General features: G+C 68.8%; 16 protein-coding genes. 7 read left to right on the top strand and 9 right to left on the bottom strand.

Annotated features, from left to right (window positions below):
- Positions 1-78: 78 nt before the first annotated feature.
- Genes ACLBWJ_RS12420 through ACLBWJ_RS12410 form a run of 3 tightly spaced genes read right to left on the bottom strand, consistent with a single transcriptional unit; the run spans position 79 to position 1,234 of the window.
- A complete protein-coding gene (locus tag ACLBWJ_RS12420; RefSeq protein WP_282501157.1) occupies positions 79-507 on the bottom strand; it encodes an ImmA/IrrE family metallo-endopeptidase in 429 nt (142 codons plus the stop codon).
- Positions 497-862, bottom strand: a complete 366-nt coding sequence (locus ACLBWJ_RS12415) for a helix-turn-helix domain-containing protein (RefSeq protein WP_282501156.1) — start codon at positions 860-862, stop codon at positions 497-499. Before ACLBWJ_RS12415 ends, ACLBWJ_RS12420 begins: the two co-directional genes overlap by 11 nt.
- Positions 863-907: 45 nt before the next feature.
- Positions 908-1,234: a helix-turn-helix domain-containing protein gene (locus tag ACLBWJ_RS12410; protein ID WP_282501155.1), complete on the bottom strand. Its 327-nt coding sequence runs from the start codon at positions 1,232-1,234 to the stop codon at positions 908-910.
- Positions 1,235-1,317: 83 nt separating this feature from the next.
- On the opposite strand from ACLBWJ_RS12410, the gene ACLBWJ_RS12405 reads away from it, so the two are divergent.
- Positions 1,318-1,560 (top strand): helix-turn-helix domain-containing protein, encoded by a 243-nt coding sequence (locus ACLBWJ_RS12405; RefSeq protein ID WP_162815455.1) that lies wholly within the window; start codon positions 1,318-1,320, stop codon positions 1,558-1,560.
- Positions 1,561-1,567: 7 nt separating this feature from the next.
- Here the strand turns inward: ACLBWJ_RS12405 and ACLBWJ_RS12400 are convergent, their stop codons facing one another.
- Positions 1,568-2,104: a nitroreductase family protein gene (locus ACLBWJ_RS12400; protein WP_282501154.1), complete on the bottom strand. Its 537-nt coding sequence runs from the start codon at positions 2,102-2,104 to the stop codon at positions 1,568-1,570.
- Positions 2,101-2,508 (bottom strand): peptide-methionine (R)-S-oxide reductase MsrB, encoded by a 408-nt coding sequence (gene msrB / locus ACLBWJ_RS12395; RefSeq protein ID WP_023954808.1) that lies wholly within the window; start codon positions 2,506-2,508, stop codon positions 2,101-2,103. Before msrB ends, ACLBWJ_RS12400 begins: the two co-directional genes overlap by 4 nt.
- Before the next feature lie 66 nt (positions 2,509-2,574).
- Between msrB and ACLBWJ_RS12390 the strand changes: the two genes are divergently transcribed.
- The 5 genes from ACLBWJ_RS12390 (at position 2,575) to groL (ending at position 6,556) form a co-directional block, all read left to right on the top strand.
- A complete protein-coding gene (locus ACLBWJ_RS12390) occupies positions 2,575-3,570 on the top strand; it encodes a DUF2332 family protein (protein WP_447660420.1) in 996 nt (331 codons plus the stop codon).
- Between the two features lie 9 nt (positions 3,571-3,579).
- Positions 3,580-3,822 carry a DUF3263 domain-containing protein gene (locus tag ACLBWJ_RS12385; protein WP_112617103.1) on the top strand — a complete coding sequence of 81 codons (243 nt, stop codon included), beginning with the start codon at positions 3,580-3,582 and terminating at the stop codon, positions 3,820-3,822.
- Between the two features lie 29 nt (positions 3,823-3,851).
- Positions 3,852-4,433, top strand: a complete 582-nt coding sequence (locus tag ACLBWJ_RS12380; RefSeq protein WP_447660419.1) for a LytR C-terminal domain-containing protein — start codon at positions 3,852-3,854, stop codon at positions 4,431-4,433.
- A 124-nt stretch (positions 4,434-4,557) separates the two neighbouring features.
- The gene (locus tag ACLBWJ_RS12375) at positions 4,558-4,761 is read left to right on the top strand and encodes a cold-shock protein (protein WP_023954799.1); all 204 of its coding nucleotides are present in this window, start codon (positions 4,558-4,560) and stop codon (positions 4,759-4,761) included.
- A gap of 175 nt (positions 4,762-4,936) precedes the next feature.
- Positions 4,937-6,556 (top strand): chaperonin GroEL, encoded by a 1,620-nt coding sequence (gene groL / locus ACLBWJ_RS12370; RefSeq protein ID WP_112617101.1) that lies wholly within the window; start codon positions 4,937-4,939, stop codon positions 6,554-6,556.
- A 59-nt stretch (positions 6,557-6,615) separates the two neighbouring features.
- On the opposite strand, the gene ACLBWJ_RS12365 is transcribed toward groL, so the two are convergent.
- From ACLBWJ_RS12365 to ACLBWJ_RS12355, 3 genes are all read right to left on the bottom strand, one after another.
- On the bottom strand, positions 6,616-6,903 hold the full coding sequence (locus tag ACLBWJ_RS12365; RefSeq protein WP_274178645.1) for a WXG100 family type VII secretion target: 288 nt from the start codon (positions 6,901-6,903) through the stop codon (positions 6,616-6,618).
- A 131-nt stretch (positions 6,904-7,034) separates the two neighbouring features.
- A complete protein-coding gene (locus ACLBWJ_RS12360; RefSeq protein WP_447660665.1) occupies positions 7,035-8,690 on the bottom strand; it encodes a sensor histidine kinase in 1,656 nt (551 codons plus the stop codon).
- A 142-nt stretch (positions 8,691-8,832) separates the two neighbouring features.
- A complete protein-coding gene (locus tag ACLBWJ_RS12355; protein WP_023954791.1) occupies positions 8,833-9,525 on the bottom strand; it encodes a response regulator transcription factor in 693 nt (230 codons plus the stop codon).
- 88 nt (positions 9,526-9,613) lie between these two features.
- Between ACLBWJ_RS12355 and ACLBWJ_RS12350 the strand changes: the two genes are divergently transcribed.
- Positions 9,614-10,618, top strand: a complete 1,005-nt coding sequence (locus tag ACLBWJ_RS12350) for a CPBP family intramembrane glutamic endopeptidase (protein WP_447660418.1) — start codon at positions 9,614-9,616, stop codon at positions 10,616-10,618.
- Between the two features lie 24 nt (positions 10,619-10,642).
- Here the strand turns inward: ACLBWJ_RS12350 and ACLBWJ_RS12345 are convergent, their stop codons facing one another.
- Positions 10,643-12,286, bottom strand: coding sequence for a DNA repair helicase XPB (locus ACLBWJ_RS12345; protein ID WP_114588339.1), 1,644 nt, complete (start codon positions 12,284-12,286; stop codon positions 10,643-10,645).
- Between the last annotated feature and the right edge of the window lie 41 nt (positions 12,287-12,327).

Here is a 12,327-nt window from a genome sequence, read left to right as displayed (position 1 = left end):
CCCGCGCTCGAGGCGCCTCCGGGCATCCCTCGATTTTACGTCTCGACTCATGCGGTCGGCTGCATGCGGATCGCTGTGCTACCGCGGCGCGCCCGTCGGAATGTCTGGCATACGAAGGGTGCGAGGGTGCCGGAGCGTGCGTTGGAAGGCCCGGATGAGGTCGACGGTCACGTCGAGCTCGAGGGCCATCGCATCCACGTGTCCGTCGTGGATGCTCTCGGCGCGCGCGTACTCGTCGACGGACACCAGCATCCGCGCCGCCCATTCGTCGGCTCTCGCCTCTTGCCGTTCGGCGTGGTGCGGGTCGCGAAGCGGCACGTCGCCGTGCACGGCGTGGGCGCACTCGTGCGCCAGGACCGACCGGTGGAGGCGTCGGGCCATTCCCGGCCGGAGTCGGACGACGCGGAGCCCGTGCTCGTACTCTCCGTCGCGGTCGGGAGGCAGGTCGGTGATGGTCAGGCGTACGCCGAGAAGATCGAGTGTGTCGAGAAGTTCGTCATCCGTCACCGTCGTCCCCTCCGCGGTCATCGTGTGGCGCTTTGGCCACCGCCCGCTCAGTATCGCGTGAGGGGCCGACATCGATGCGGGGGAGGGGAGACCCGTCGCGGGTCCGGCGAGACTGCCGGCCCGGCATGACGACGACCTGCGCGATGGGAATGCCGACCGCGCGGCAGACGGCGTCGAGTTGGTCGATCGTGAAGACCTTCTTGGCAGCGAGCACCCGCGACAATTGCGAGGCCGACATGCCCGCTTGGGCGGCGACGTCGGTCTGGCGCAGTCCGCGGCGTGCGATCTCGGTGGCGAGCAGACTCGCCACATGACGACTGAGCGGGCCGGCTTCCGGGGTCTTTCCTGAGGGCACGTGCCCAGTTTGGCGGAGTTGTCGGCATTCTGCCGCTCGGCTGCATCATCCGTCACACTCGTCCGCTCCGCGGTCGTTCTGCGGCGCCTTGGACACGGCGATGTCGACGGCTCCGCTGCCGGGCCACCGCCGCCGGCCGGGCATGACGACGACCTGCCCGATGGGGATGCCGACGGCGCGGCACACCGCGTCGAGCTGATCGATCGTGAAGACCTTCTTCGCGGCGAGGACGCGCGACAGCTGCGAGGCCGACATGCCGGCCTGGGCGGCGACATCGGTCTGACGCAGTCCGCGACGAGCGATCTCAGCGGCGAGCAGATTCGCGACATGACGGCTGAGCGAGCCGGGTTCCGGTGTTCTTCCTGTGGGCACGTGCCAAGTTTGGCTGAACTATTGCCATGTGGCAAGGGCGTCAATAGTGTTGCCATATGGCAGACGGCTTGCTAAGCGCTCGAGTGGCTCGGTCCATCCGCGCGGTTCTCGCGGATGAGCGGTTGACGCAGGAATGGCTGGCAGAGGCGAGCGGGATCCCGATGCGAACGCTCGCCCGCCGCTTGCACGTTCGGCAGCCATCGGCGATGTCGATCGAGGAGCTGGCGCGGATCTCGGCAGCGCTCGACGTCGACATCGCCGACCTCCTCGACGAGCGTCGTCTGTCGGCCCGCAGGCTCCGATCCCGCTCGCAGCCTCCGACCTGAGGGCGATTCAGGGCATCGGGCTCAGAAACGACTCGCCGTCGATCGACTTGCGGCGCCCGGAGTCGCGGTCTGCGGGCTTACCGCCGACATAGAGCCAGCCGAGTAGCTCTTCGCGCTTGCCGAGCTTGTGCGCCTTCGCGACCGCCTTGGATCGCGTCGCGCCGCCCGTGCGCCAGAACACGCCCCACCCGGCCTCGTCGAGAAGCAGGCTCAGCATGTGAGCGACGCCCGATGCCACGGCCTCCTGCTCCCACCGCGGGACCTTGCTCTTCTTGCTGTAGCTGGCGACGACCGCGATGAGCAGCGGGGCGCGCATCGGCTTCGTCGAGACACCGCGTTTGCCCTCGGCCTTGTTCAGCGCACGGCCCAGCCGCGTCCGCCCGTCGCCTCGGATCTCGATGAGCCGCCACGGACGCAACGACGAGTGGTCGGCGACCCGCCCCGCGGCCGAGACCAGTCGCACGAGCTCCTCGTGCGAGGGTGCTTCGTCGGTGACCTTCGACCACGACCGGCGTGCGCCGGCGGCCTCGAAGGCTCCGGTCACTTCTCCTGCTCGGGAGTGAACGACAGCGACAGCGAGTTCATGCAGTAGCGGTCTCCAGTGGGCGTGCCGAAACCGTCGGGGAAGACGTGCCCCAGGTGCGAACCGCAGTTCGCGCAGCGCACTTCCGTGCGCACCATGCCGTGCGAGCGGTCCTCGATCAGCTCGACGGCCTCGGGGCGCACCGACTCGTAGAAGCTCGGCCAACCGCAGTGCGAGTCGAACTTCGTTCCGCTCTGGAACAGCTCGGCGCCGCAGGCGGCGCAGGTGTACAGGCCCGCGCGGCTCTCGTCGAGCAGCTCCCCGGTCCACGCGCGCTCGGTGCCGGCCTGCCGCAGCACCGCGTACTGCTCAGGGGTGAGCTCCTCGCGCCACTGCTCGTCGGTCTTGTTCACGGAATAGGTCATGTCTGCTCCTTCGCCTCGTCCTATTCAACTCGACGTTGCGGGTCGATGTTCCCTGAGAATGGCTTCATGTCCGACGAGTTCGCCGCCGTGATCGAGCGCTACCGACGCTTCGCCGTCGACGAGGCACCCGGGCGATCGGATCTCTACGCGGCATGGGCGCGGCGCGTCGTCGAAGACCGCGACCTGCAGCAGGTGCTGTCGCGGCTTCCCGCGAACCGGCGCCAGCCGCCGCTCGTGTTCGCGGTCTGCCGCCTGCTCGGTTCCGGCGACGTGGATTCGTCGTCGTGGGCATCGTGGGTGCTCGATCATGCCGACGCCGTCGTCTCGGAGACCCTCGTCCGCTCGGTGCAGACGAACGAGCCGCTCCGCTGCGCGGCGCTTCTTCCGACGCTGTCGCGCGTCTCGGGGCCTATCGCGCTGCTCGAGGTCGGAGCGAGCGCCGGGTTGTGCCTGTATCCCGACCGCTACTCGTATCGGTACCGGGGTGACGACGGCGAGACGCGCCTCGACCCGCCCGCGGGGGCAGCCGTGGTCGAGCTGCCGAGCGAGGTGAGGGGGGTGCGGATGCCGCGCGTGCGGCATCCCCAGATCGTCTGGCGCGCCGGCATCGATCTCGCCCCGTTGGACGTGCGCGATCCCCGCGACGTCGACTGGCTGACCCGCCTGGTGTGGCCGGGCGAGAGCGGGCGGGCGGAGCGCATCCGAGCGGCGGCGGCTGTCGCGGCATCCGACCCGCCCCTTCTGTTCGCCGGCGACGCGTACGACCTTCTTCCGGACGTGGCAGCGCTCGCCCCGGCCGACGCGACGCTCGTGATCACCACGCCCGGGGTGCTCGTGCACATCCCCCGGGAACGACGCGCGGGCGTGGTCACGCGTGCGCGCGGACTGGGGCGCTGGCTGACGATTGACGAGCCCGCCACCCATGACGGCTGGGCAGGCGGTGCTCCCTCCGGCTGGCGCGACGGCTTCGCGGTCGCCCTCGACGGGGAGATCGACGCTGCGGCCGATCCGCTCGGGCGATGGTGGGAGTGGCGTCCCGGCTCCGAGCGCGCGCGGTCGTAGCGTGGAGACGTGGCACTTTCCGAACGCGACCGCTCGATCCTCGATTTCGAGGCGCGTTGGGGTGCTCACAGCGGCGCGAAAGAAGAGGCCGTTCGCGAAGAGCTCTCGCTGAGCCCTGCGCGGTACTACCAGCTGCTCGGGCGGATCATCGAGTCGGTCGACGCGGTGTCGCACGACCCCCTGCTCGTGCACCGCCTGCGGCGCATGCGTGCGGCGGCCGAGCGCTCGCGCGCCGACCGCGCGGCCATGTGACGCGAAGCTTCGGCAGATAGCATTCCTCCGTGCCGACAACGACATACCCGAAAGACCGCTTCGACGAGCTGCCCGCCGACACCACCCGCGTCGGCGCCCACCGGGCCGAGAACCCCCGGCTGCGTGCCGGCGTGCTCCTGGTCTGGGCTGCCGTCGCGGTCCTCGTCCTGGTGGCGGCCGGCGTTTTCGGCACGATGATCGTCACCGGTCGCATCGGGCTGTTCCCGGCGGCGCCCACGGCGACGTCCGTGGTCGAGGCTCCCGTCGAGGCCGATCCGGTCGTCGACACCTCGTATCCCGTCTTGATCCTCAACGCGACGTCGGAGCGCGGACTGGCGACCGCCCTCCGCGACACCGTCGTCGGTGCCGGATGGAACTCGGATGTCGTCGACGCGGGTGACGCCAGCACTCATGACTTCGCGACGACCACGATCTTCTACGTCCATGCGGAGGACGAGGGTGCCGCGCGGGGCCTCGCCCAAGTGATCGGCGGAGCGGACGTGGAGATGAGCGAGGCCTATGCAGGCCCGGACGGCGCGGACGGGGAGCCCAGCAAGCAGCTCACCGTGGTCGTCGGCGAGGACCGCGCGGGCGGTGGCGGCGAGGGCTGACGACCGGGCGTGTTTCACGCTCGTGAAATTCTCGATGCGGCCGTGTCAACAGTGACCGGAAGCGCCGGATCCGGCGGAACGCCCTGCATACGATGACGCTGTCGCACAGCATCAGGAGATTCGCATGACACAGGGCACCGTCAAGTGGTTCAACGCCGAGAAGGGTTTCGGCTTCATCACCGTGAACGAAGGGCAGGACGTCTTCGTCCACTACTCCAACATCGAGATGAGCGGCTTCCGCGTGCTCGAAGAGGGGCAGGCGGTCGAGTTCACCGTGGGGACGGGGCAGAAGGGTCCGCAAGCGGAATCGGTGCGCGTCGTCGCCTGAATCGCAACACTCCACGGAGCGCACCGCCATCGCGGTGCGCTCCGTCGTTTCCCCGGGTCGCGTCACCGGCCACGCGGCTTGCACTCCCCATGGGCGAGTGCCAGAATGGCTTTAGCACTCACGTTCATCGAGTGCTAAAGACTGTTCTCCACCGTCCGGGAGGGACGACACACACATGGCAAAGATCATCGCTTTCGACGAGGAGGCCCGCCGCGGCCTCGAGCGCGGCCTGAACACGCTGGCCGACGCCGTCAAGGTGACGCTCGGCCCGCGCGGTCGCAACGTCGTGCTCGAAAAGAAGTGGGGCGCCCCCACCATCACGAACGATGGCGTCTCGATCGCCAAGGAGATCGAGCTCGACGACCCGTACGAGAAGATCGGTGCGGAGCTCGTCAAGGAGGTCGCCAAGAAGACCGACGACGTCGCCGGTGACGGAACGACCACCGCGACCGTCCTCGCTCAGGCGCTCGTCCGCGAAGGCCTGCGCAACGTCGCAGCCGGCGCCGACCCCATCTCGCTCAAGAAGGGCATCGAGAAGGCCGTCAAGGCCATCACCGACCAGCTCCTCGCTGACGCCAAGGAGGTCGAGTCGAAGGAGCAGATCGCTGCCACCGCTTCGATCTCGGCTGCTGACGCCTCGATCGGCGAGCTGATCGCCGAGGCCATCGACAAGGTCGGCAAGGAGGGCGTCGTCACCGTCGAGGAGTCGAACACCTTCGGCACCGAGCTCGAGCTCACCGAGGGCATGCGCTTCGACAAGGGTTACATCAACCCCTACTTCGTCACGGACCCGGAGCGCCAGGAGGCCGTCTTCGAGGACCCGTACATCCTCATCGCGAACCAGAAGATCTCGAACATCAAGGACCTTCTGCCCATCGTCGACAAGGTGATCCAGGAGGGCAAGGAGCTCCTCATCATCGCCGAGGACGTCGAGGGCGAGGCTCTCGCGACGCTGGTCCTCAACAAGATCCGCGGCATCTTCAAGTCGGCTGCCGTCAAGGCTCCCGGCTTCGGCGACCGTCGCAAGGCTCAGCTGCAGGACATCGCGATCCTCACCGGCGGCCAGGTCATCACCGAAGAGGTGGGCCTCAAGCTCGAGAACGCCACCGTCGACCTGCTCGGCCGTGCGCGCAAGGTCATCATCACGAAGGACGAGACCACGATCGTCGAGGGTGCCGGTGACTCGGCTCAGCTCGAGGGCCGCGTGACCCAGATCCGTCGCGAGATCGACAACACCGACAGTGACTACGACCGCGAGAAGCTCCAGGAGCGCCTCGCGAAGCTCGCCGGTGGCGTCGCCGTCATCAAGGCCGGAGCTGCGACCGAGGTCGAGCTCAAGGAGCGCAAGCACCGCATCGAGGACGCCGTCCGCAACGCCAAGGCAGCTGTGGAAGAGGGTGTCGTCGCCGGTGGTGGTGTCGCACTCATCCAGGCCGGCAAGAACGCGTTCAGCGGTCTCGAGCTCTCGGGCGACGAGGCGACCGGTGCGAACATCGTCAAGGTCGCGATCGAGGCTCCGCTGAAGCAGATCGCTCTGAACGCCGGCCTCGAGCCGGGCGTCGTCGCCAACAAGGTGGCCGAGCTCGAGATCGGACACGGCCTGAACGCCGCGACCGGCGAGTACGGCAACCTGTTCGAGCAGGGCATCATCGACCCGGCCAAGGTGACGCGCTCCGCGCTGCAGAACGCCGCGTCGATCGCGGGCCTGTTCCTCACGACCGAGGCGGTCGTGGCGGACAAGCCGGAGAAGACCCCGGCTCCCGCGGGCGACCCCACGGGTGGCATGGACTTCTGATCCATCGCATACAGAACGGCCCCTCCTTCGGGGGGGCCGTTCTGCGTTTCGGAGGGGCGTCAGCGGAACAAGCCCGCGGCCGCAGCCTCGGCCTGCAGGTACTGTTGGCCGGCGGCATCCAGTGCCGATCCGATGTCGCCGAGCGCCGCTTCCACCTCGCGCTGCGCCGCGCGCCACCTCTCCACGACGGCCTGGAAAGCGAGAGCGGCGCTGCCGGTCCACGAGCCCTGCAGTTGTGTCAGTTGCGCCATCATCGCGCCGGTGTCGCTCTCGATGCGTTCCGAGGTGGCGCGGATGGCGGCGGTGGCGCTCGCTACGGCGTCGCTGTCGATCGAAAAGGTGGCCATGTCGCTCCTTGCGTCGTGTGCGGTGGATGCCGACACGCTAGGTCGCCGTCGACCCGCTGCGCTCGCGCGCGGATGCGATCGGGGAGAGGCCAGTGCCCGGTGCGGCGGGGGAGAAGCCGCCGCGACTCCGCTCAGCGCTCGTCGCGCAGACGCGGCAGCGGTTGGGTCTCGATCCAGAGATGCTCGGCGGCCTCGCGGCGATCGGCCAAGGGGAATGCGACCCGGAACGTGGCGCCGCCGCCCGGCGTGGCCTGGACGTCGATCGAACCGTGCAGCGCCTCCACGATCGAGGCGACGATGGACAGGCCGAGGCCCGAGCCGCCGGTCTCGCGCGTGCGCGACGTGTCGGCCCGCCAGAACCGCTGGAAGATCTTCTCGCGCAGGGGTTCGGGGATGCCTTCGCCGTGATCGATCACCGAGATCCATCCCATGCGGGCGTCGCGGTCCAGGCCCACGGCGATCTCGATCGGGGTGCCCTCCGGGCTGTAGCGCCGCGCGTTGCCGATGAGGTTGGCGACGACCTGGCGGATGCGGTTCTCGTCGCCGAGGACGACCGGTACGAGCGGCGGCTCGCTCGGCTGCAGCAGCGGCTTCGTGTCCGTGGTCGCGCCGGGTGACGTGTTCGCCGACGCGGCATCCGTCTTCCGGGACGCCGTGCCGGAGTCTCCCGAGCGTGCGCCCCGCTCGTCCTTCGGTCGCCGACGCAGGCGGGAGAGCGTCTGGCCGGTGCGGTTGCGGGCACCGCCCGAACGCTTCGTCGTCGCGCCGGTCCCCGTGTTCGTCGGCAGATCCACCGTGAGCGTCTCATCGGAGTACTCGATCACCGAGACATGGCGCTCGGGCGCCGCCGCTCGCGTGTCGAGCGCGGCGTCACGGGCGATGGGACGCAGGTCGACCGGCGTGATGACCAGGTCACGGCGTTCGTCGAGGCGCGCGAGGGCCAGGAGGTCTTCAACGAGGCCGCTCATCCGAACGGCCTCCTTCTCGATCCGCTCCATCGACTGCGCGGTGTGCTCGGCGTCGGTGATCGCGCCCATGCGGTACAGCTCCGCGTATCCGCGGACCGTCACGAGCGGTGTGCGCAGCTCGTGGCTGGCGTCGCCGATGAACCGCCGCATCTGCTGGACCGTGGCGTCGCGCTGGGCCAGGGCGGTGTCGATACGGTCGAGCATCGCGTTGATGGCGATCTTCAGCCGGCCGACCTCGGTACCGGGGGAGATGTCGCCCATGCGCTGGCTCAGATCGCCCGCCGCGATCGTCATCGCGGTCTCCTCGACCTGGCTGAGGCTGCGGAAGGTGAGGGTCACGAGCCAGCGGGTGCCGAGAGCGCCGGCCACGAGGATGAGGGCGGCGATCACGGTGTAGATGCTGATGAAGTTCGCGACGGTCTGTGTCACCGAGGTGAGCGGCAGCGCGACGAGCTGCGTATAGCTCTCACGCGACCCCTCGGGCTGGAGGACATCGACACTCGCGTGGAAGGTGCCGGTTCCCTGACGGGCGGCGAGCTCGAAAGGCTCGGTGCCCTTGACGACCGTGCGGTCGAGTGGGAACGAGGCGGGCAGATCGGGGCGGACCGACTCGGGTCCGCCCGCGACCGACAGCAGCTCGCCCTCGGCGCTGTAGATCGCGACGACGAAGGTGGTCGGCGCCGGTGACTCCTTCGCCTCGAAGAGCGCGATGCCGTCTTCGACGGTGACATCCATCACCGTGCTCGCCAGGTCGGTCGGGGCGAGCGAGCGGAGGCTGCCGTCGAGCGCTGCGACTTGGGCGTTCCGGAGGAAGATCATCGTGCCGACGCCCGCGGCGATCAGACCCATCGCGAGCAACGTGACGATGACCCCGGTCACCTTCGTGCGCAGGCTGATGCCGCGCCACCATCGGGTGACGCCGTCGTTCGCGGAATCGCTCAGGCGTCTGCGCTCCCGCGGATCAGGCCGACTTGTCGGCCTTGAGCATGTATCCGAAGCCGCGCTTGGTCTGGATCAGCGGCTCGGACGAGTGCGGATCGATCTTGCGCCGCAGGTACGAGATGTAGCTCTCGACGATGCCGGCGTCGCCGTTGAAGTCGTACTCCCAGACGTGATCGAGGATCTGGGCCTTGCTGAGCACCCGGTTCGGGTTGAGCATCAGGTAGCGCAGCAGCTTGAACTCGGTGGGCGACAGATCGATCGAGACATCGCCGACCTGGACGTCGTGGGTGTCCTGGTCCATCGTCAGCTCGCCGGCCCGGATGATCGACTCCTCGTCGGCCTGCATCGTGCGACGCAGGATCGCCTGGATGCGCGCGACGATCTCGTCGAGGCTGAACGGCTTGGTGACGTAGTCGTCGCCGCCGGCGTTGAGCCCCTCGATCTTGTCCTCGGTCTCGTCCTTGGCGGTGAGGAAGAGGATCGGCGCGGTGTAGCCCGCCCCGCGGAGCCGCTTGGTGACGCTGAAGCCGTTCATGTCGGGCAGCATCACATCGAGCACGATCAGATCGGGCTCCTCCTCGAGCACCGCCGAGATCGTCTGCGCGCCGTTGCCGACGGCGCGGACCTGGTATCCGGCGAACTTCAGCCCGGTGATCAGCAGGTCACGGATGTTCGGTTCGTCGTCCACGACGAGAATGCGCGGTGCTGTCATAGGCCCATACTTGCACCGGATCCCATCGGTTTGCTGGATATCGCGCCGCAGGGGGTCGACCTGGTAGGGGTCGCGAGAGGATGGACGCATGCCGCGTCCGATCGATTCCGACCGTCTCGCATTCCATCGGCTCGTCTTCGCACGTCGTCGTTCGGGGTGGTGGACCCCGCTCGCGGTGGGCGCCGTCGGCATCGTCTTCTTCCTCGCCATGCTGCTCGTCGTCGCGCTCGCGGCGCTTCTCGTCGCGCTGTCGAGCGACGACGCGGCTCGGGCGCTGAACCGCGTGCTCGAGACCTCCGACTCCCTGGATGTCACGAACCCGCTGTCGCTGCTGGTCGGCCTCGGCGCGATCGCGCTGCTGCTGCCCGCGTACCTGCTCGCGTCGCTCCTCATCAACGGACGTCGTCTCGGGTTCGCCTCCGCCGTGTTCGGGCGGCTGCGCTGGCGGTGGCTGATCGTGTGCGTCGGGCTCGCCGTGGCCATGGCGGTCGTCGTCGCGATCGTCACCTCGCTGCTCCCTCCCGAGCAGAGCGGAGCATCGCTCACGCCCCCGGCGGGTGCCACGCTGTGGCTGAGTCTGCTCGTGGTCATCCTCGTGGTGCCGGTCCAGGCCGCCGCAGAGGAGTACATCTTCCGCGGCTACCTGATGCAGTCGATCGGGCGGTGGCTGCGGCATCCGCTGTTTGCCATCCTGCTGCCGGTGCCCCTGTTCGTCATCGGGCACCTCTACGACCCGGTCGGTCAGGCAGCCGTCGCGCTCTTCGCGATCGCCGCGGGCTGGCTCACGTGGCGCACCGGCGGACTCGAGGCCGCGATCGCGGTGCACATCGTGAACAACCTGCTGGCCTTCGTGACCGGGATCGTGGCGGGAACCGACCCGTCGGCGGCGGATGTCGGCTGGGTGAGCTTCGCCACCTCGGTGCTGCTGCTCGGGGGCTACTGCCTTGCCGTCGAGTACGTGCTGCGGCGGCGGCCGATCGCGCGCACGTACGGCCTTCCGCGGACCCAGCTGCCGCCGCCGATCCCCATGCCGACGCCGACGGCGACCGTGCCGCTTCCCGGCGAGCCGACGCCCGAGCTCACCAAGCCCTGACACGGCCGCCGTGGGGCGACCGGCTCAGGCCGCTTCGAGCTTCTCGGCGTCGAGGATCGTGTAGCTGTACCCCTGCTCGGCGAGGAAGCGCTGCCGGTTCTGCGCGAAGTCCTGGTCGACGGTGTCGCGCGCGATGAGCGTGTAGAAGCTCGCGGTGTGACCGTTGGACTTCGGACGCAGCAGGCGCCCGAGTCGCTGCGCCTCCTCCTGGCGCGAGCCGAACGATCCCGAGACCTGAATGGCGACGGAGGCGTCGGGGAGGTCGATCGAGAAGTTCGCGACCTTCGACACGATCAGCACCGGGATCTCGCCCGTTCGGAACGCCTCGTACAGCTCCTCGCGCTCGTCGACGGGCGTCGAACCCGTGATCTTCGGCGCTCCCAGCGCGTCGGACAGCACATCGATCTGATCGAGGTACTGGCCGATCACGAGGATCTGCTCGCCCGTGTGCTTCGCGACGAGGTCGCGGACGACCCCGATCTTCGCGTGCGCGGTGGCAGCCAGGCGGTACCGCTCGTCATCGGCCGAGGCCGCGTACTCGAGGCGGTCGGATGCCGGGAGGTCGACGCGCACCTCGTAGCAGACGGCGGGGGAGATGAAGCCCTGTGCCTCGATCTCCTTCCACGGCGCGTCGAAGCGCTTGGGGCCGATGAGGCTGAACACGTCGCCTTCGCGGCCGTCCTCGCGGACCAGGGTCGCGGTGAGGCCGAGCCGGCGTCGCGCCTGCAGGTCGGCGGTGAGCTTGAACACGGGGGCGGGCAGCAGGTGCACCTCGTCGTACACGACGAGACCCCAGTCGAGCGCGTCGAGGAGCGCGAGGTGGGCGTATTCGCCTTTCCGCTTCGCGGTGAGGATCTGGTACGTCGCGATCGTGACCGGCTTGACCTCCTTCGACTGACCGGAGTACTCGCCGATCTCCTCCGGAGTCAGGCTCGTGCGCTTGAGCAGCTCGTTGCGCCACTGCCGCGCGCTGACGGTGTTGGTCACGAGGATGAGCGTGGTCGTCTTCGTGTCGGCCATCGCTGCGGCTCCGACGAGCGTCTTGCCGGCGCCGCAGGGGAGTACGACGACGCCTGAGCCGCCCTCGGTGAAGATGTCGACCGCCTTGCGCTGATAGGGGCGCAGGCTCCAGCCGTCTTCGTGCAGCTCGATCTCGTGCGGCGTGCCCGGCGTGAAGCCGGCGAGGTCTTCGGCGGGCCAGCCGATCTTCAGCAGCTCCTGCTTGATCTGGCCGCGGGCCCAGGCGTCGATGACATACGTGTCGGGCGTGGGGTTGCCCAGGAGCAGCGGCTGGATGCGCTTGTTGCGCGTGACCTCCGAGAGAACGGCCGCGTCGCTCGAGCGCAAGATCAGGGTGCCCTCGTCGTCGCGCTCGATGACCAGACGTCCGTAGCGCGTCACCGTCTCGCGGATGTCGGTCGACACCGACGGCGGCACGGGGAAGCGCGACCAGCGGTCGAGTGTGGCCAGCATGTCTTCGGCATCGTGCCCCGCGGCGCGTGCGTTCCACAGGCCCAGGCGCGTGATGCGATAGGTGTGGATGTGCTCGGGCGCCCGCTCGAGCTCGGCGAAGATCGCGAGCTCGTGCCGCGCATCCTCGGCGCTCGGGTGGGCGACTTCCAGCAGCACGGTGCGGTCGCTCTGGACGATCAGGGGACCATCAGCCATAACGAGCAATCGTACCGGTGCTCAGCCCACGTCGGCCTGTG

The sequence above is a fragment of the Microbacterium sp. M4A5_1d genome (genome assembly GCF_053345465.1).
The sequence above is the reverse complement of the archived record's forward strand: the minus strand, read 5'-3'. Positions and strand labels throughout refer to the sequence as shown.